At 45.5% G+C, this 20066-nt stretch carries 18 protein-coding genes; 11 read left to right on the forward strand and 7 right to left on the reverse strand.

The window, feature by feature from the left end:
* Positions 1-130 precede the first annotated feature (130 nt).
* The 6 genes from GX089_03880 to GX089_03905 are packed head-to-tail and all read left to right on the forward strand — an operon-like array spanning position 131 to position 7488.
* Entirely contained in the window at positions 131-2125 is a 1995-nt protein-coding gene (locus GX089_03880; protein NLP01611.1) for a hydrogenase, read from the forward strand.
* Positions 2126-2150: 25 nt separating this feature from the next.
* On the forward strand, positions 2151-3053 hold the full coding sequence (locus GX089_03885; GenBank protein NLP01612.1) for a hydrogenase: 903 nt from the start codon (positions 2151-2153) through the stop codon (positions 3051-3053).
* A 5-nt stretch (positions 3054-3058) separates the two neighbouring features.
* Positions 3059-3700 (forward strand): hydrogenase, encoded by a 642-nt coding sequence (locus tag GX089_03890; GenBank protein NLP01613.1) that lies wholly within the window; start codon positions 3059-3061, stop codon positions 3698-3700.
* Positions 3701-3706: 6 nt separating this feature from the next.
* The gene (locus tag GX089_03895; protein NLP01614.1) at positions 3707-5143 is read left to right on the forward strand and encodes a hydrogenase; all 1437 of its coding nucleotides are present in this window, start codon (positions 3707-3709) and stop codon (positions 5141-5143) included.
* Complete coding sequence (locus tag GX089_03900; protein ID NLP01615.1) at positions 5140-6666, forward strand: hydrogenase; 1527 nt, start codon at positions 5140-5142, stop codon at positions 6664-6666. Before GX089_03895 ends, GX089_03900 begins: the two co-directional genes overlap by 4 nt.
* A 39-nt stretch (positions 6667-6705) precedes the next feature.
* Complete coding sequence (locus GX089_03905) at positions 6706-7488, forward strand: 4Fe-4S dicluster domain-containing protein (protein NLP01616.1); 783 nt, start codon at positions 6706-6708, stop codon at positions 7486-7488.
* A 227-nt stretch (positions 7489-7715) separates the two neighbouring features.
* On the opposite strand, the gene GX089_03910 is transcribed toward GX089_03905, so the two are convergent.
* Together GX089_03910 and GX089_03915 are read right to left on the reverse strand one after the other, a co-directional pair.
* Positions 7716-9479 carry a cellulase family glycosylhydrolase gene (locus GX089_03910; protein NLP01617.1) on the reverse strand — a complete coding sequence of 588 codons (1764 nt, stop codon included), beginning with the start codon at positions 9477-9479 and terminating at the stop codon, positions 7716-7718.
* Between the two features lie 686 nt (positions 9480-10165).
* Positions 10166-11035, reverse strand: a complete 870-nt coding sequence (locus GX089_03915) for a radical SAM protein (protein ID NLP01618.1) — start codon at positions 11033-11035, stop codon at positions 10166-10168.
* 609 nt (positions 11036-11644) lie between these two features.
* On the opposite strand from GX089_03915, the gene GX089_03920 reads away from it, so the two are divergent.
* On the forward strand, positions 11645-12064 hold the full coding sequence (locus tag GX089_03920) for a hypothetical protein (GenBank protein NLP01619.1): 420 nt from the start codon (positions 11645-11647) through the stop codon (positions 12062-12064).
* The gene (locus GX089_03925; GenBank protein NLP01620.1) at positions 12003-12464 is read left to right on the forward strand and encodes a hypothetical protein; all 462 of its coding nucleotides are present in this window, start codon (positions 12003-12005) and stop codon (positions 12462-12464) included. The genes GX089_03920 and GX089_03925 overlap by 62 nt, the downstream gene beginning before the upstream one ends.
* Positions 12465-12854: 390 nt before the next feature.
* On the opposite strand, the gene GX089_03930 is transcribed toward GX089_03925, so the two are convergent.
* The 5 genes from GX089_03930 to GX089_03950 form a co-directional block, all read right to left on the reverse strand.
* Positions 12855-13457 (reverse strand): hypothetical protein, encoded by a 603-nt coding sequence (locus tag GX089_03930; GenBank protein ID NLP01621.1) that lies wholly within the window; start codon positions 13455-13457, stop codon positions 12855-12857.
* 35 nt (positions 13458-13492) lie between these two features.
* Positions 13493-13699 carry a hypothetical protein gene (locus GX089_03935; protein ID NLP01622.1) on the reverse strand — a complete coding sequence of 69 codons (207 nt, stop codon included), beginning with the start codon at positions 13697-13699 and terminating at the stop codon, positions 13493-13495.
* Positions 13700-13734: 35 nt separating this feature from the next.
* A complete protein-coding gene (locus tag GX089_03940; GenBank protein NLP01623.1) occupies positions 13735-13908 on the reverse strand; it encodes a DUF1328 domain-containing protein in 174 nt (57 codons plus the stop codon).
* A gap of 141 nt (positions 13909-14049) precedes the next feature.
* Complete coding sequence (locus tag GX089_03945; GenBank protein ID NLP01624.1) at positions 14050-14919, reverse strand: YihY/virulence factor BrkB family protein; 870 nt, start codon at positions 14917-14919, stop codon at positions 14050-14052.
* Between the two features lie 7 nt (positions 14920-14926).
* Positions 14927-15121, reverse strand: coding sequence for a hypothetical protein (locus tag GX089_03950; protein ID NLP01625.1), 195 nt, complete (start codon positions 15119-15121; stop codon positions 14927-14929).
* A gap of 320 nt (positions 15122-15441) precedes the next feature.
* On the opposite strand from GX089_03950, the gene glgX reads away from it, so the two are divergent.
* The 3 genes from glgX to GX089_03965 all read left to right on the forward strand — a co-directional run bounded on the left by glgX (position 15442) and on the right by GX089_03965 (position 20038).
* On the forward strand, positions 15442-17679 hold the full coding sequence (glgX, locus tag GX089_03955; protein NLP01626.1) for a glycogen debranching protein GlgX: 2238 nt from the start codon (positions 15442-15444) through the stop codon (positions 17677-17679).
* A gap of 2 nt (positions 17680-17681) precedes the next feature.
* Positions 17682-19400, forward strand: coding sequence for a DNA polymerase/3'-5' exonuclease PolX (polX, locus tag GX089_03960; protein ID NLP01627.1), 1719 nt, complete (start codon positions 17682-17684; stop codon positions 19398-19400).
* Between the two features lie 476 nt (positions 19401-19876).
* Positions 19877-20038, forward strand: coding sequence for a hypothetical protein (locus tag GX089_03965; GenBank protein ID NLP01628.1), 162 nt, complete (start codon positions 19877-19879; stop codon positions 20036-20038).
* Positions 20039-20066: the final 28 nt, after the last annotated feature.

Here is a 20066-nt window from a genome sequence, read left to right on the forward strand (position 1 = left end):
GACAAGCCTCCGTAAATACATGAAAGGCTTGCAGAAGAAAAAGAATAAAGTTAAGAATTTCTTTCAACATAAACTTGTCAATTACGCAGCATAGAATGAGAAATATTCAATTGCCGGAATAATAAAAGCTATGTCTCTATTATTGATCTGCACCGCGATGGTTCTGGCGGTTATAAGTGGATTCCCGGGTCTTCTTCCATATTCTTCCAAATGGGGACAGAAGATAGCTTTTGCACTGATGAGTGTCAGTGCGGTTACCGGACTATTTGGCAGCGGACTGGCCTTATTCCTAAATAATAATCCAACATTCACATTCCCCTGGCCTGCGGTAGGAAACTGCATAATCGGTGTTGACGAACTGAGTGCTTTTTTCCTGATACCTGTATTTCTTATCGGAGGACTCGGTTCCCTTTATGGACTGGGATACTGGCCCCAGGACAAACATCCTTCGAATTCAAAAAAACTGTTTCTGTTCTGGGGATGGATGGTAGGGGGGATGGCATTGCTGCTTGTCAGCAAGGATGCTCTTGCTTTTCTGCTGGGATGGGAACTGATGGCACTCTCAGCATTCTTTCTGGTTACTACCGAGGATAATCATCTGGAAAACAGAAAGGCCGGATGGATTTATCTGATCTCTACCCATCTGGGAACGCTCTCACTTCTGGCACTCTTCTCTCTGTGGCGCTGGAAAAGCGGTTCTTTCGCATTGCAGCCCATTACTGAAAATTCTGTCAGTTTTCCGCTGATGAACGTTTTCTTCCTTCTAGCTATCAATGGTTTCGGATTGAAAGCCGGTATCATGCCTTTTCATTTCTGGTTACCAGCCGCACATGCAACTGCTCCCAGCCATGTGTCAGCAATACTTTCCGGTGTTGTACTCAAGATGGGAATCTATGGCCTTGTAAGATGGTTCTCTTTGTTTCCGGAGATTCCTCATGTCTGGGGAACCATAATAATTATCCTTGGCCTGATAAGCGGACTTGCAGGTGTTCTCTTTGCCATCGGTCAGCATGATATAAAGAGACTCCTTGCTTACCATAGTATAGAGAATATCGGTATCATTCTGATGGGACTGGGAATTGCCCTGCTGGGTAAATCCTTTGATAGACCGGTACTGGTCCTGTTAGGGATGTCTGGTTGCCTTCTGCACGTCTGGAACCACAGCCTTTTCAAGTCCCTTCTCTTTCTGTGTGCGGGTTCTGTAGTTCACAACACACAAACCCGCCAGATAGATCAGCTTGGAGGACTCGCAAAGTCGATGCCTCTGACAGCGGCCATGTTTCTGATCGGTGCGGTTGCAATCTGCGGCTTGCCGCCTCTCAATGGTTTCATAAGTGAAATTTTTGTTTACCTGGGATTCTTAAGGATAGTCGCCGACGGCTCTCATCTTTTGACAGTTGCACTTGGCATCCCGGCACTGGCGGCTATAGGAGCCTTGGCTGTTTCCTGTTTTGTGAAAGTTTATGGAGCCGTATTTCTGGGTTTACCCCGCCACAACCATTCAAATCATCAGGAATCTCCTCTGTTTATGACAGTACCGATGATGATCCTTGCGGGGATTTGTGTCGCAATCGGAATCGCACCGATGCTTTTCACACCTGCTCTCTCCAAGGCTGTTACGATCTGGAATCCATCCATGCAGTTGAGTGGAATAAGTCTGAACACTGCCGCGCCTTTACTACAGATCAGTTTGATTTCAATAGCTCTGATTGTTGGTGTACTGATAACCGGTCTGGTCGCTATTGACAAAAAGAGAGCCAGATATGCAGTAACCTGGGATTGCGGATATGCAAAACCGGATAGCCGGATGCAGTACACTGCTTCGTCATTTGCTCAATCTATAGTATCCCTTTTCAGTTGGGTACTTCGTCCCCGCGAGCATAATCCTCATTTGAAAGAGTATTTCCCTAAATCTCAGAAAATGAAAAGTCATATTGACGAAATAGTTTTAAGCAGAGTGCTTGTTCCGGCAAGTAATACATTCATACGTTTATGCAGGTTTTTCCATAGGTTTCAGCATGGATTGATACAGCATTACATACTGTACATACTTATTACCCTGTTTCTGATGATATGTATTCAGATGCCATTTAAAGAACTTATTTACCAGTGGTTTAGAAACTGATAAGAATAAATACCGGAGCTGTCAATTGATTGTAATTCATCTGCTGTTATTGATTCTTATGCCGCCGCTTCTCTTCGGCATTATCAATAAGACAAAGGCCTGGTTTGCGGGCCGGACAGGGATGCCTTTACTGCAGCCATACTATGACATAATAAAACTGATGCGTAAAGGAATGGTTATAAGTGATACAACAACCTGGATCTTCCGATTCGGTCCTGTTATAACACTGATGACCGTGTTTATTGCAGGCCTTCTGGTTCCGATGGGGAGTTTCGATGCACCTTTTTCTTTTACAGGTGATCTGATACTTTTCGCTTACCTTTTCGGATTGTCCCGGTTTTTTACAACTGCATCAGCTCTGGATACAGGTTCATCATTTGAGGGCATGGGATCATCCAGAGAGGTCACATTTGCCGCATTCTCCGAACCTGCTCTTTTTTTCGCATTCGCGGCACTGGTAAAGATGTCCGGTTCTTTTTCTCTGTCCTCCATGCTTCACAGTCCGCTTGAAGAACTTTCTATTGACATTGCGGCACCGCTGGTTCTTCTGGCAATCGGACTTTATATTGTCATGCTGGCTGAAAGCTGCCGGATACCTGTCGATGACCCCAATACTCATCTTGAACTCACTATGATTCATGAAGCAATGGTGCTTGACCACAGCGGTCCTCTCTTCGGTATCATAAGTTATGCTTCCGCGCTCAAGTTGTTTATACTTGGCACAGTTCTTTTACATGTAATCTTTCCGTTCCGTATCAGTATATCATGGGTAAATTGGCTGCTCTATATTCTGGAGATGCTGGTATTGGCTGTTTCAATTGGTGTTGTAGAATCGGTTATGGCAAGATTGCAGATGAAACATGTGCCATATTTGCTGATCAGTGCGATTCTTTTTTGTGCTTTCGGGTTTGTCCTTTTATTCAGGTGATTACCATGACCAACTTAATAAACTCCCTTCTGGTACTTATCCTGGCTCTCAATCTATTCGCTCTTGGGTCAAGTCGTATCCAGTCAATAATTCATACGGCTGCCATTCAGGGAGTACTGCTGGGTTTCCTTCCATTGCTGGTTCACTCACATCTTAGTATCTCTCTGCTGCTTGCATCGTTAATCGCGATAGTGCTTAAAGGTGTTCTCATCCCGCACATGATGAACCGTACTTTGCACAATGTCCGGATCAAACGGGAAGTGGAGCCGCTGATCGGCCTGATGCCGTCCCTTATCCTGGGAGCGATTGCCACAACATTCGCGCTTCTTTTTTCCAATCAGATACCGCTTATCGCTGAACACACTGGTAAACTGATAGTCCCGGCTGCGATTTCCACTATGCTTACAGGTTTCATCCTTCTGACCACCAGGTTCAAAGCCTTGACACAGGTAATAGGTTATCTGATCCTGGAAAATGGCATCTATATCTTTGGGATTCTGTTGATGGGTGCCATGCCCATGGTGGTTGAGATGGGTGTTCTTCTCGATGTGTTCGTGGCTATTTTTGTAAGCTGCATTATTATAAGTAAAATAAGCAAGTCTTTTTCCACCATGGATACACGAATGTTGAGTTCACTGAAGGAATAGCAGGTTATGGCCTTTTTGCTTATCTTTTTTCCTCTCGTGATGGCAGGTGCTGCTGCCATTTTTCCGTCAAACCGCTGGAGGCCTCTGTTTCTTCCTCTGACAGCCATCCCTCAGCTCTTCTTTACAATATTAATTCTCTTTAAACCTGGACTGAGTGCCACTAATTCATGGCTGGTATTGGATTCACTAGGGAAAATAGTGCTTCTTCTGGTAAACACTCTCTTTTTCTTCTGCTCTCTGTATGCTGTTCCATATTTACAATATAGAAAAGAGAGAGATAATCGAGTGTTCAGTGCCTGCATGATAGCATTCGCGGGTACTGTCAGCCTGGTAACCTGCTCACAGCATCTGGCTCTCATGTGGGTGGCTATTGAAGCGACCACGCTTGTTACCGCACCCTTGATTTACTTTAATCGCAACCGGTTGTGTATTGAAGCGATGTGGAAATACCTGCTTATCAGTTCAGTAGGTATAGCCCTGGCATTGCTTGGAACATTTTTTCTTGCTTATTCCTCAATGCACGGGGGACAGGAAACTACACTGTTTTATGTTACACTCTTGAAAAATGCCCCGCATCTTTCCAAAACATGGCTGCACCTCTCTTTTGTTCTGCTTTTTATCGGTTACGGTACTAAGATGGGCTTAGCGCCGATGCACACCTGGAAACCCGACTCCTACGGTGAGTCCCCCGGAATTATCGGGGCAATTCTGGCCGGAGGGCTTACCAGTTGCGCCTTTCTGGCATTTCTGCGCATCTATCATATCTGTCGCGTTGCGGGTGAATTTGCCTACATGTCAAAAGTCCTGCTGTTTATGGGGCTTGTCTCGATGGCAACTGCCGCATTCTTTATGATCAATCAGCGTGACCTGAAACGGATGCTGGCGTATTCGAGTATAGAACACATGGGTATTTTGACAATTGGATTAGGAATCGGCACTCCGGCTCTCTTTGGAACCCTGTTGCATGTCATTGCCAATGGATTGACAAAAGGAGTTCTTTTCCTGTCGGTTGGAAATATTCACCGCGCTTTCGGGAGTAAAAATATTGATCAGGTACGCGGAGCCCTGCGCCTGATGCCGGTCTCCGGATCCCTGTTTCTTATCAGTTTTCTGGCAATTACCGGCTCTCCTCCGTTTGTACCTTTTGTCAGTATGTTTTCTATTCTCAATGGTGCGTTCGAGGCCGGGAAATATACAACCGCAGGTTTGTTTCTGATTTTCCTATTACTGGTTTTCATAGGAATGGGAGCACCGATTCTCAAAGCACTGCAGGGAAGTTCACCTGTTCCAAACAAAGAGAAAATGATTTACCGTGACACCTTTGCTTCATATTTACCGATTATTGGATTGCTGATTCTTGTGTTTCTTTTCGGAGTATATATTCCTTCACCATTGTCAGAGCTGCTTAATGATGCGGTCGGTTATCTGGGAGGTCAGCCATGACTGTTACTGTATCAGAAAAGATTACCGGATCACTGTATGCAGAAACATCCAATGGATCTGAGCTTGCTCTGGATGAGATTCCTGTACTTTCTACTGAAGAGTTCAATAAACTGATCCTCTCAGGTGTTTCCGATGGGCTGCGTGTCTCCTCATTTTTCGGAGCCGCTGCGACCGGTACAAAGCCCAAGTTCTATGCTGTGCTGGCTGATGATAAAGAGAACTCTCTTAGAATAAGCAGTACAGAAATCGGGAAAAACGAGTTTCTCTCGTTGACTTCTCAGTGCCCGCAGGTACATCTCTTTGAAAGGGAGATCTTCGAGCAGTACGGATTAAAACCGGTCAATCATCAGTGGCTTAAACCAGTACGTTATAATCAAGGCATGACAAACGAAACACAGCAGATCCTTCCTGCAGTTGGGGATTTTTATAAAATTCAGAGTGAACAGGTGCATGAGGTTGCTGTGGGGCCTGTGCATGCCGGGATAATAGAACCCGGGCATTTCCGTTTCCAGTGTCACGGTGAAACCGTTTTTCATCTGGAGATTGCACTGGGATATCAGCATCGGGGCATTGAAAGAGCATTGCAGAGTCAATTCAAAAAGAAAAGCATCCATTATGCTGAAAATATAGCCGGCGACTCCACAATCGCACACGGCACCTGCTTTTGTCAAATAGTCGAGTCTCTGAGCGGATCCAAGTTGAGCGCCCGGGCTCAGGCACTTCGCGGTATTGCCCTGGAACTTGAAAGACTGGCTAATCATGTGGGTGATCTGGGTGCATTGTCCGGTGATGTCGGTTTTCTACCGACTGCCAGTTTCTGCGGCAGAATACGTGGTGAATTTCTCAATATGACTGCTGTACTGTGCGGGAATCGGTTCGGACGCGGATTGTTAAAAGCAGGTGGAGTCCATTTCGACCTTAATCAGGCCTATATCGATGATCTCCTTCGCAGACTCGACGCGGCGGAGAAAGATGTTACTGTTGCAGTGGATCTGCTATGGGATACTCCATCGGCGATGGCCAGGTTTGAGAATACAGGCACACTTTCAGCACAGAACGCGATCGACCTTGGACTCGTTGGGCCGGCAGCAAGGGCAAGCGGGCTTATGCGTGATGTCAGGAAGGATCATCCTGCAGGTATCTACTGTTCCTCAAATATCCCGGTTGCATCATGTAAATCAGGCGATGTCTTCGCGAGGGCGCATATAAGATGGCTGGAGATTAAAAATTCCCTGCAGTTTGTAAGAGAGCAGCTCAGAAAACTTCCCGAAGGGAAGATCCATGTAAACTGCGGCAGATTGAAACCCAACCGGATATCTGTTTCGTTGAGTGAGGGATGGCGGGGTGAGGTCTGTCATACAGTTATTACAGATGAGAACGGGAATTTCCTGCGTTATAAAATCGTGGATCCGTCATTTCATAACTGGACCGGGCTGGCCATCGCTTTACGTAACCAGCAGATTTCAGATTTTCCCTTGTGCAACAAGAGTTTCAACTTATCATATTGCGGACACGATCTGTAAAACTGAAAACAGGGGAAATGCAGTAAAGGAATTTGACCGATGTTAAAAGAGATATTGGCAAGACTGCAGCAGAAACACAGGACAATCAAATATCCCGATGCTCCACCGCCTGAGATGCCGGAGCGATTCAGGGGAAGACCTTGTATAGAGAGTTCGAAGTGTAATCTCTGTAAAGACTGTGTTCAGACTTGCCCCACCGATGCCATCGAAGTAAATGAGAATGTCACAATAGACCTTGGAAAATGCCTTTTCTGCACCGACTGTGCAGATTCCTGTCCTCAACAGGCCATCTCATTTACTAACGATTACAGGTTATCTTTCAGTAAACGCCAGGATCTGGCTGTATCCTCAGATCAGAAGGAATTTATCCTGGCAGAAGTTCTACAGGAGAGCATAAGGAGGCTTTTCGGACGATCGCTGAAACTGCGTCAGGTAAGTGCAGGAGGATGTAACTCCTGCGAGGCGGATGTGAATGTGTTGAATACGGTGGGATGGGATCTGGGGCGATTTGGAATACAGTTTGTGGCCTCACCGCGTCATGCCGACGGGATCCTGGTAACCGGCCCGGTTACACAAAACATGAAGCTTGCTTTACAGAAAACATACCAGGCTGTTCCGGAACCAAAAATCGTGATTGCTGTTGGTACCTGTGCTATCTCCGGTGGAATCTTCGCTGGACATAGAGAGTGCTGTGATGGTGCCGGGGATGTTATTCCGGTGGATCTTTTTATTCCCGGCTGCCCGCCGCATCCTTTGACTATTCTGGATGGGTTGTTGAGACTGCTGGGTAGGGGAGAGCTTCAGAAATCACCTGTTCTCTAAAATTTCCACACTCTGAATTTCTGCCCCCAAAAACCTCTTGTCTGATAAATCCCCCAAAGAAACATCGTCTATTTACAAGCACCACTCTCACCTCCACGTCATTCCCGAGAAATCGAGAATCCAGTCTTCAACTGGCAGCACATAAAAAAAGAACCAGCCGGATTTATCCGGCTGGTTTGAATAGCAGACTGTAGCTTGCAGCTATTGTAAGCTGCAACAGATGAAACCTATTTAACGATAGATACCATCTGGCTGTGAGATAATCCCGCTGCTTTAACAACAAGAAGATACGATCCTGCTGCATTTGTCAGTTGACGTAAATCCATTGAGTATAAACCTGAGCTCTGATGCCGGGTGGAAAACTCTGAATGCAAACGTCCATTGACATTGTAAATCTTGAAAGAAACAGATCCTGCTTTTTGCAGTGTATAAGTTATCATTCCGTTGTTTGAGATTTGGCAATTGAAACCACTGCTCATATTCTGATTAGCAGGAATAACTATCGGGAGCTGAGGGTCAACATCGGGTGCATCCCAGAGTCTATTCAGCAGGTCCATCTTTTTAGTGTCAATACCTGTCCATGTCCCCCAGCCTTCTGTGTTGGATTGGGGATGATAGGAAGTTTTAAAAATACCGTAGGTATCTGCGGACTCAGGGTTAATTGACCAGTAAAAAGTATTGACAATGCCCATCTTAATCAGATAGTCTACAAAAGCGTTCTGCCACTGTTCGTCACTGTTTCTGTTTGTAAGATAGCTGTAACGATTTACATGGCGGGATTCAGATTTTGCGGGCCAGTCCATGTTTCCACCGAATTCTCCGATGCAGAGAGCATATCCCATGGATCTGAGGTAACCGAAGTGCTCATGCCATCCCTTTTCGAGTATTTCCGGCTGGATTACGATTTGACATTTGGCATCACCGAAAGCATCTTCAACAAGACCTGCACACTCCGGCTGGGCCTCAAGATCGGCAAACATCGGCTGCGTACATACCGAAGGGCCATAGCAGTGTGGTGAATAGACCAGTTTGCTTTTAGGCATTGATGGAGGATTGCTGCCGGCTTCATAGAGGTTCTCACCCCAGTTGGGATTTGAAGAGAGATCACCATGAGGAGTATCGGCTTTTGTGTCAGGTGTATCATCCTGGGCACCGTTAGAGCCACCAATTCCCTGGGCGAAAATGAGGATGTTGGGATTTACGGAGCTGATTGCTTCGTAAGCCATTTCGATAAGAGTTTTCCATTCACTCCAGCTATAATCAAACGGTTCATTGAAAATATCGATACCCATGATATTGTCTACACCGATTTCTTTTCCCAATCCGGCGAGTGTCTTGAGATCATTGAGCCACTTCTGTACATCGTAAGGCTGAATACGGGTAACTGTACTGGGGTTGTTGGTGGCTGCGCAGGAACATTCCTCTCGGGTATACGCATAATTCTCACGTTTGGCATCTGCAAAAGGTGGACGGGCATCAAGACGTCCCGCTCTCCAGCCAAGGTAATTAGAGCAGGAGTGCATGTCCAGAAGAACATAGAGACCTGCTTTGTCGCATGCTTTTATGACTTCCTTCAGTGCTGTAAAGGCACCATTTATACGTACAGACTCATCGTTTTTCAGAAAAGGTTCCCTGCCCTGAGCATCGCTGTCATCTAGAGTCTGAGGAGAAACAGGCATTCTGATACAGTTAAATCCAAGATTTTTAATTTCAGTTGCATCTTTGTCCAGTGTTCGACCGCTGGGTGACCAGAAAACATTACCTATATATAATTCCATCGGGGCACCTCTGGGATTTTTCTCATCGTTGGGAGATTCATCCCGGCCTTCAAGGCCAAACCACGATCCACCCTTGACACGGAATAAAGAACCGTTAAGAGTAATGTTGCCTTTGGAATCTACAAGCCACTCATTGGCTGCCTGGGTTGTTGTGGTGGTGATAAGTGTCGCTACGGCTGTAAAGAGAGTTATCTTTTTCCAGCTATGCTTCATTTTGAGCCCCCATATGTGCTGAGAGAAAAGTTAAATTGATAAAATGAGAAGGTCACGATAAAGCTTGAACCATTTTTAAAACTTTGTGTTAATGCCAAATATGGAGGTTCAAAAAAAATTATCAAACATAAAACAGGAACGGTTTTCATTTTGATATATTTGATCTAATTAATACCTAAACTCTTCTAATTCTTTCAATCCGAAATTTTTCCTTTGCTTTTGCATTGAAACTTTCCCTGAATGGTAAGTACAGATAAGGAGTAGGTTTCTGAGATTCTCTTAAAATGAATAATTCTCTAATTATTAACTTATAAAATGTACGACGCAAAAAACAAACGGTTTCTGTAACTCCCATATTGCAAAGCACTTACAGGCTCACAAGATCACGCTTTTTCAGCCTACTTATTTCTGCCCCCAAATCCTCCAAAGGGGGACTTAAGAGATTCGTTACGAGAGTATGTTTGCAAGTAAGTCTTATTTGAAGAGTAAGAGAGTTACACGCGAAGGCGCAAAGGTGTGAAGAGGAGAAAAGAGAATGGAAATAAATAGAAGATTGGAATGATTATAAAAGAATTAATAGTGAATTTCAGGGAATTGTACGATGGTTATTGCTATATTGATACTTTAAAACCACACTCCAGCCTCATATCATTCTTGCTGAAAAAAAGAATCCAGTCTGACATAATTCACAACCCCCGCATCCACTCCGGAGTAAGCTCCAGTTCACCCCTGAGAGCTGTATCGATGGTATCAAGGGCGGTTTTTTTATCTCTGGGGAGCCTTACACGGAGAGGGAGGTAGTTTGATGCGTGGTTGGCATAGAAATACCCCGGACGAAGTTCAGTGTTTTCCAGCATGGTGCGGATTTCCATGAGATGTTCCCTGGGGGTCAAGGGTGTGAAAAGCCCACCACTGATCCAGTTATATAGAGGGGTATTCTCAAGGGGCATGAGACTCAGGACCCCAACGTACTGAGGGTTCATCTTTGTAAGCGCTTCTCCGGTCTTCTGAGCATGTATGGATGACCGTTCTTTGCCTGCAAGCCCGGAGATCACGGTGACAAAAAGGTTTATCCCTGCCTCCTTTGCCCTGAGCCCCTGCTCGATAATTGCTTCCGAATCCCCCCACTTTCCCATTTTCTTTAAAGTTTCATCATCACCCGATTCCAACCCGATATGGATTATCCTCAGTCCCAGTTGACGAAGCTCCCTGAGTTCATCGGGAGATTTCCGAGCGATACTCTTTGCGTTTGCATAAGTACCAACCCGTACTGTCCAGGGAAGATATTTGCGAATATCAGAAAGTATCTGTACCAGCCTGTTCTGAGGAACAATCAGCGCATCACCATCACACAGGAAAACCCGGTCCCGGTCCTGGAAGTGTTTCGCCGCATAGAGAATATCTTCCAGAATAAGATGCGGCTCCATGATTTTGAACGGGATATTTTTGTAAACCCCGCAGAATGCACAACGGTTATGAGAGCATCCGGTGGTGACCTGGAGGAGGATGCTGTGTGCCTCGCTGGGAGGGCGGATTATGGGGGAGGAGTGGAGCATGGCTTTACTCAATCAAATACTTTCAATACTTTATGTAAATACAGATAATAGCATATAAAATAATGCCTGGGCTGGTCAATCGAACACAATAAGAGGTCCTTTAATGGTGTAAATTCGTAATGTGTTTACACTGTATGCTGTTTTATGTTTATTAATTATCAAAAGTTGGATAATAATGTTTTTTCTTGACTTTGGTTAATATTAAAATTGGGCTATTCTGGTTTAAGTGTGGAAGTCACTTATAAAATTGTACCTCTGAGAATCTGTCATAAACATGATGCATAAAGCAAAATGTTGCTCATTTATGAATCCCTGAGTCCTTCATCTGAAAGACGGTTCAGATTACCGATTATTGAGAAAAGATAATGATGAAATCCAAAGCCTTTATTCTCTGTTTATTCTTGATGACAAGGGCTCTTAACCTTATAAAAAAATTGTCAGAATGCCGGAAAACGGCAACTCATTTGGAGATTATAGAATAATGAAGTACAAATATCTGATATTTATCCTGGTCAGCACTTTTATCAGTTACAGTCAAAAGTATGTTGTTGAAAAAGTACTTATTACTGAAACAATCGAAAAAAAAAATACGTATCAGAGATTCCCAGATTGAGAGATTTGTCAAATGATCAAAACCAGGTAGCAGGAATTATCAATTCCTGGATTAAAGAGCGATTCAGCATCAGTAGTTTTGAGCCGGGCGAAATAGAGGCATTCATATGGTACGAGGTTAAGTGTTCTACAGAGATAAAAGAGGATATTCTTTACATATCATTTGCAGGAGAACACTATGGTGCATATCTGAACACTGTTGCAGAAGAGGTGTTTTTTGATTTAAAAACCGGCCAGGAATTAGAAACAGAATCAATTTCTTTTGAAGCATTGTTTACACTATCCGGGTATTTGGAATTTCTCCACAAATATTGGCTTGAAGGGGTAAAAAGGGAATTTGAAACTGCTGTGAAATGTGCAGGCTCTGAGCCCGATTGGCGATTATTACGATATAGGAAGTTACAGCGTAGAGAATAAAAAACTGTCAATCTCTCTTATAGATGACTGTTATCCACATGTAGTACAAGCATGCACGCCTGTATATGATGTAACCGTAGAACTTGACACAATTAAGAAATGCCTGAATAATATCGGGAAATACATGCTGATAGAAAGCAATTACATGAAAATGATGACGGAAGATGTATATGGAGTGTATTACTACGACAATAAACTCCAGAAAATCACATTGAAGGGAAGAATAAAGGATAATAAGTTATTTATGACTGAAACAGTCAATAATAAAGAAACAGGTTTTTTTGAGATGGATTGTCATGTTGATTCCTATCCGGATGATGGGAAATGGTTTAATGTTGAGAAGACAAAGAGCCTTGATGTGAAATTTGAGAAAAGAATATCGAGCAGATATCCCCGATGATATTTCGTATTGGAATTATTGCATTGCTTGTGGTAAGCATTTTCAGGTATTGGGTTCGTGTGATGACTGTGGCAGGTCCAAATAAACCAGACAATATAAGCAATATGATAGGATTCACAACAGAGTAGTACAAATATCCAAGGCGAGATTCAGATTAGAACTCGCTTTGTGTATCAGACATCAATTGAAAACACAGTGATAAGAATAGTAAAAGGCTGGTTTACAGTCAATCAGCATCTGGGATACAACGGTTTACTACATTCATTGCGTAATTGTGAATAATATTCAAGTTTGAGGTTCTTCACTTCAAATGCGTTATCCCTTGATGAAGAGAGAAACAGAGATCCGCCCATGAAGGAAAATAGTCAACATGGGCGGGGCTACAGAGGGTCAGATACCGAATCCGATTGCCAGGTTAATGGTCAAATATTTCATCCACTCACTTTTGTCCAGGAAAATCAGGTTGAAGATTGGGTAGATGTCAACAGAGATAAATTCCGGGTTTCCGAAAGTCAGCCCGCCTCCTATTGCCGCTCCGAAACGTGCACGGGCGTTTTCACCGAAAATCTGCTGTATCTCAGTTTCATCTTCACCTGTACCTGTAACTGTGACCTCGGAATTTATTATGTAGAGACCGGCTCCGGCCTGGGCGAAGAGATTAATCATGCTCATGGGGAAGTTTGTGGTGAGGCGGGCAAAGGGGACTATTTCTATTGTATAATTCTCTCCGCTCACCTTCCCGTCAAGGAGACTCCCCACACTCTGCAAAAACTGCGAATCTACCGGGGTCCATCTGGTGTAAGCAGCTCTGGCACCCAGAAGGAGGTTGTCATCGAGGTAGAAGAATATGTTTCCACCTGCTGCAAACCCCCAGTTAAACCTGTCAAAGTTCTCTCCTACCTCTTTTGCCACTCCCCCTATGAGACTCAGACGCAACTGCTGAGCGCTGATAGAGAAAGTGATCAACAGAATAATCAGTACTGTTTTTTTCATTTTGAGAGCTCCTTTACTGTTTTTGCCAAGTCCCATTACCGTCCAGGCATAAAGACCGGGCGCTTCTGCTTCTTTCCCATCCACTTTGTCATATTGTGAAAAATTTTCATCATCTTCTCAGGAAAACTTTCCTTTTTCCTGCAGAATAATTTCAGATGTTTTTTCCCGGAGATCTTTTCGACGACACCCAGAATCGCCGCTGCTAAGAGTGAAAAGAATGTGACTTTTTTTACAATACCCATTTTTAAAGCTCCTCTTGAATTTGGCTAATAAAGCTTCAGACATTGGGCGGTTTCCGCGCCAGCCCAACTATGAGCGTAATGAGAAAAAGCACCAGAAATGTGACAAAAACCACCTGTATCATAGTCGAGGAAACTATGGCACTTCCGCTGAGCCAGAAAGCCGCCGCAATAAGAGAGATGATCAGAAAAACCAGTGACCATGCTAACATTTCCCCAGCGCTCCTGTTTGTTAAAATCTGTTACCCTTAAACAGTACCCGTTTCACGATCTGCTTTCTCTTACGCTCCTGCCCGGAAGAAAACCATTTCTTATCCTGTCTGCTTTATTGCCCCGCAATCATTATACCATTTCTATAGTATTTCCCAATGGTAAGATTCCGCTCCTGGAGCAGGCAGAATTGGCTCATTATGCCTCATTGCGTAGATTCTGGTGAATTCCGCTCCCAGAAAAAGAATCTGTGCGGAAAAGTAGATCCATAGAAGCAAAACTACCAGTGATGCAGCAGCACCATAAGTGGAACGGTAAAAACTTCTCTCCAGGTAGATGACAAGGATCGACCGGATCAGGTTAAAAAGTATGGAGGTAAAAACCGAGCCGTAGAAAAGCGGCCCCCACCTGATCTTGACATCAGGGATAAACTTGAAGATGAAAATAAAGAGAAGTGTGGTGAGGAAAAAGGGAAGTAGTGATGCGGCAGTGCGGAAAAGCCAGGGAAGAGGGGAGATGAAGCCAAAGTAGGATGTGGCCCACTGGAGAGCAGTACTGAAAATTAGAGAGAGGAGAAAGAAAAGCCCGAATGAGAGCACAGCCAGGATTAAAAAAAGCCTGTTTTTCAGCCACGATAAATATCCCAGACCCTCTCTTTTCCTTACTTTCCAGATACGGTTTAGAGAGATATTAAGGTGGTTAAAGACCTGGGATGCGCCATAGAGAGAGAGGATAATTCCTGTGATTGTGGCAGGGATGCTTGAGGATGGACGAGAGGCGGAGAGGATTAACTGCTGGACTGCCTGTGACGCCCTCATGCCGATCGCGTTTTTAAGCTCCTCAACGATCTGCCCCTGTGCCGCATCCCTGCCAAATACATACCCCGCTATAGCAATGGCAATTATAAGCAGTGGAGCAAGGGAGAAAAGAGAATAGTAGGCCAGTGCCGCGGCCAGTCTGGGGATTTCATCCCTGGTATAGCCGCGGTAGATCTCTTTGATAAATCCAAACACACCGTTTTCAGGGTGTTGTGTCTTTGGCTGTGTCGTTAAGCAGCGTGTCAGCAGCTTCCCCGGCCTTCTCTTTTGCCTCCTTTGTCGCCTTATCCACCTGCTCTCCCGCTTTTTCTGCAGAACCGTTGTTACTGCACCCGCTAAGATATCCTATCCCCAGAGCAAGAGAGAAAACCACTACCGCAAATCTCAATCTGGACATGACATTCTCCTTTTTTGAAGACATCTTGTCTGTTTAAAAGTGTTAAGGATCTCTGAATCTCCAAATCATTTTGCAAGATTCGTGCCACATCGCTTCGGCACCCCTTTTGCGCTCACTGCAGTTGGCGGGAGATTTAATAATGGACTAGGCTTTAATGGGGAGAGATGAGGGAACGATTCCGATACCGATGCCGATACTGACCCCGATTATCAAAGAGGAAGCGATACCGGTAACTTCTTAAAGTCCTCCTTTGGGGGATTCAGGGGACACCGATGCCGATAAACAAAACGATGTATTTGTAAATCAGAGCAATTCACCCGATGAGCATTAAGCCCGTAAAAGTCTGGCCTGGAAAGCCCTACCCTCTGGGAGCCACCTGGGATGGTGCGGGTGTAAACTTCGCCCTCTATTCCCAGAATGCAAGCGCGGTTGAACTCTGTATATTCGATGATGACGGGGAGGAGATAAACAGGATCAGGTTCACAGAGCACACAGATCTCACCTGGCATCTATACCTCCCCGAGGCCCGTCCGGGACTCCGCTACGGCTACAGGGTCTACGGGCCCTACGACCCTCCATCCGGACATCGCTTCAACCCCAACAAACTCCTGCTTGATCCCTATGCTCGGGCAATTGACGGAACTATCAGGTGGGATGATTCCCTTTTTGGCTACCGGATCGGGGACAGCAGGGCAGATCTCTCATTTGACGAACAGGACAGTGCTCCTTTCATGCCCAGATGTGTAGTTGTAGATCCGGCATTCTCCTGGGGTGATGATCTAAATCCTCAGACCCCCTGGCATAAGACCGTTATCTACGAGGTGCATGTAAAGGGTTTCACCGCATTACATCCGGAAGTACCACCTGAGATGAGATCCACCTTTGCGGGGCTTAGCAGTCCGGCGGTGATCGCGTATCTTCATTCTCTCGGGGTAACGGCTGTGGAACTCATGCCGGTGCATCAATCAATCTCCGAGCGTGATCTTGTAAAGAAGGGCCTTACCAACTACTGGGGGTATAACTCCATCGGGTTTTTCGCTCCCGAGGTTCGCTTCAGCTCATCAGGGGCTTCAGGCCAGCAGGTAAATGAATTCAAGACCATGGTCAAGACTCTTCACAGGGAGGGAATAGAGGTAATTCTGGATGTGGTTTACAATCACACCGCCGAGGGAAATCATCTGGGCCCCACTCTCTGTTTCCGTGGAATTGACAACCTGAGCTACTATAACCTCAATCCCGAGGATCGTCGTTACTATCTCGATTACACAGGCTGCGGTAATACCCCTAACATGATAAATCCTCATGTGCTGCAGATGATAATGGACAGCCTGAGATACTGGGTTACAGAGATGCATGTTGATGGTTTCCGGTTCGATCTGGCATCATCTCTGGCAAGGGAGCTTCACGATGTAAACCGGCTCTCTGTATTCTTCGACTTGATTCATCAGGATCCGGTGATTTCACGTGTCAAATTGATCGCCGAACCCTGGGATCTTGGTCCGGGAGGGTATCTGGTAGGGAACTTTCCTGTGCTCTGGGCGGAGTGGAATGGAAAATTCAGGGACACGGTACGGAGATTCTGGAGGGGCGATGAGGGGCAGGTGGGAGATCTTGCATATCGTCTGACCGGAAGCAGTGATCTTTACGAAAGGGGAGGACGCCGTCCGTACGCAAGCATAAACTATGTTACAGCCCATGACGGATTCACACTCAATGACCTTGTCAGCTACAACAATAAGCACAACGAGGGGAATAAAGAGGACAACAAAGATGGTACAGATGAGAATCTGAGCTGGAACGGAGGGATAGAGGGGGCGACAGATGATCCTGTCATTATCAAACTGCGGGAGCGGCAGAAGAGGAATTTTCTTGCAACACTGATTCTGGCTCAGGGTGTACCGATGCTTCTCAGCGGTGATGAATCGGGAAGGACACAACTGGGTAACAACAATGCCTATTGTCAGGATAACAAGATATCGTGGATAAACTGGAATCTGGATATCAGGGGTAAAAAACTACTGGAGTTTACGAGGTCTCTCATAGCTCTCTTCCACAGTCATCCGGTACTGCAGAGACGTAATTTTTTCAGTGGACGGGATACCAGGAAAAAGGGAACAAAAGATCTCACCTGGCTGCATCCGGAGGGGCGGGAGATGACTGAGAAGGATTGGAATAATCCGATGGTGAGATATCTGGGACTGAAATTATCCGGAGATGTGATAGAGGAGATAGATGATCATGGGGCTCCTGTAATCGATGACACCCTGCTTATCCTGCTTAACGCTCATTACGAGCCTGTCATCTTCTCTCTTCCTGAATGCGAAAGGGGGCAGAGATGGGAGTTGATTTTAGATACCAGGTATCCGGTCACTTTCACAGCTTCACCACTTTACGTCTGCTCCGGTAACTATGATCTGGAAACCAGATCTCTTGCGCTTCTCAGACTCAAAAAGAACCCCCCGTCTCATCGGTTAGTGGAACAGGAGTACGATGAGAAATATTTTGCAGGACTGGAGAATAGGAGTATCCCGTTTGTCGCTGGAGCTCATCGAGGTTAGTGATGCGGATCTACAATTCTGCTATCTCAGCTATATTCGACAACATGGCTGATCTGCTTGAGATTGAGGGTGGGAACCCTTTCAGGGTTCGCGCCTACAGAACTGCAGCAAGGACGATAAACTCGCTCTCCCAGGATGTTTCGGATCTGATTGCTAACGGCGAAGATCTCTCGAAGTTCCCCGGTATAGGAAAGGATCTTGCGGGGAAGATAAAGGAGATAGTCTCCACGGGTCATCTTTCAGCATTCGAGGATCTGTCAAAGAGGATCAACCCTGAATTGATAAAGTACATGAAAATAGAGGGTTTGGGGGGAAAGAGAGTAGCTGCTATCAATTCCAGGCTGGGGATCTATACACTTGAGCAATTGGAGGAGGCGGCCAGGGAGCATAAAATCTGTAAACTGCCCGGATTCGGTGAAAATGTGGAACGGTCGATTCTTCAGGGGATCAAAAGGGCCCGTGAATATGGAAACAGGATTATGCTTCTTGAGGCAGAGGATATTGCCGCAGGTGTGATAAAGCATCTTTCTGTTGTTGTGGACCAGGAGAAGATGGTGGTTGCGGGCTCTTTCAGGAGGCGCAGGGAAACGGTTCATGATCTTGACATCCTGGTAACCGGTGACAGCGCAAGGATCTCTGAACGTTTTCTTTCCTTCCCTCAGATCGCAAAAGTGCTTTCCAGTGGAGGTACACGCACTACTGTTGTTTTAAAATCCGGAGTTCAGGTTGACATCAGGGTAGTTCCTCAGGAGAGCTGCGGCTCTGCGCTTCACTACTTTACAGGATCAAAACCTCACAATATAGCGGTACGGAAGCGTGGAGTGAAGAGGGGACTGAAGATAAATGAGTATGGAGTGTTCAGGGGGGAGATGCGGATCGGGGGGGAGAGAGAGGAGGATGTCTTCAGTGCTGTGGGGCTCCCCTTTATCGAGCCGGAGCTGCGTGAGGACACTGGGGAGATAGAGGCTGCCGAGAGGGGAGAGTTGCCCTTGCTTATCGAGTTGAATCAGATAAGGGGTGATCTTCATACCCATACATCCCGTACCGACGGGCACGCATCGATGGAGGAAATGGTTGCTGCTGCGAGGGCGAAGGAATATGAGTATCTGGCGATCACTGACCACTCAAAGCATCTGGCGATGACGCGTGGGCTGAAGGAGAGAGATCTTGCGGAACAGATCGAGCATATCGACAAAATAAATGAGACTCTGGAGGGATTTACAGTTTTAAAGGGGATAGAGTGTGATATTCTGGAGGATGGATCGCTTGATCTTTCAGATTCGATACTCAAAGAGCTGGATGTTGTTGTGTGTTCTGTCCATTACAAGTTTAATCTCTCCAGGGGAAAGCAGACAAAAAGGATTTTAAAAGCGATGGACAACCGTTATCTCAATATCCTGGCTCACCCTACGGGACGGCTGATTAACAGGAGGGAGCCTTACGATATAGATTTCGAGGCTGTGTTAAAGGGCGCTAAAGAGCGGGGGTGTTTTGTTGAGGTAAACGGGTATCCGGATCGTCTTGACCTCGATGAGACCCATTGCAGGCTGGCAAAGGAGATGGGAGTGAAGGTGGCTATCGATACGGATTCACACAGTACGGGGGATCTTGACTTTATGCGATTTGGTGTGGGTCAGGCGAGGAGGGGATGGCTGGGGAGGGAGGATGTGATTAATACTAGAGATTTAGAAGGATTGAGGCGATTACTGAGAAGGTGGTAGATAGATGGTGAGTAAGATATCATTACTTAACAAGTACACAATTGCTTCCATGTCATTCATTAAAAGAAAGGAATTCAGTAATTCATCTAAATCAATTAATCACAAAAATCATAGTTCAGACTCTTATCCGGCACATAATGGACGGGGTACGACATTACGAGGATACGAAAATATGAGAGTACGGACTATTTCCACCCTGAAAATACAGGAACCAAATGGAAATCCGGTATACAATTATCGTTTCTTCTTCCACCAGTAAAGACTGAGGAGTCAGCTAATCTTGCCCAACTTGTAACAGTTTCCCGCCGGGTATTGCTTTGTGTCAACACAGAGGGGGTGGCCCGTAAGACCGCAGTCTTCTGCGGGCTGTAGCCAGGGGGAGGCTTCCCACGCATTATCTCTTAAAATCCTATAATTTGCATTTTACAAATGATGTTGGCTTCTCTTTATCCAGGCCTTGTAAGTTTAACAATAGCATGAAGAAGGCAATCGCAATAATAGAGGTGGTCGAAGAGACTGTCCCGGATTTTCGCTTTATAATGATGGATTTATGGCTCTTCAAACCGGAGCAGATAGAAGACAGCAGGCTTAAGGTGCTGCTATTGGCATTGAAGTATCGGTGGTTAACAGAGAGTTGATTGATCAGTTTCTGGGAATAATAGCGGA

Origin of the sequence: Fibrobacter sp., from assembly GCA_012523595.1 — a bacterium.
GTDB lineage: Bacteria > Fibrobacterota > Chitinivibrionia > Chitinivibrionales > Chitinispirillaceae > JAAYIG01.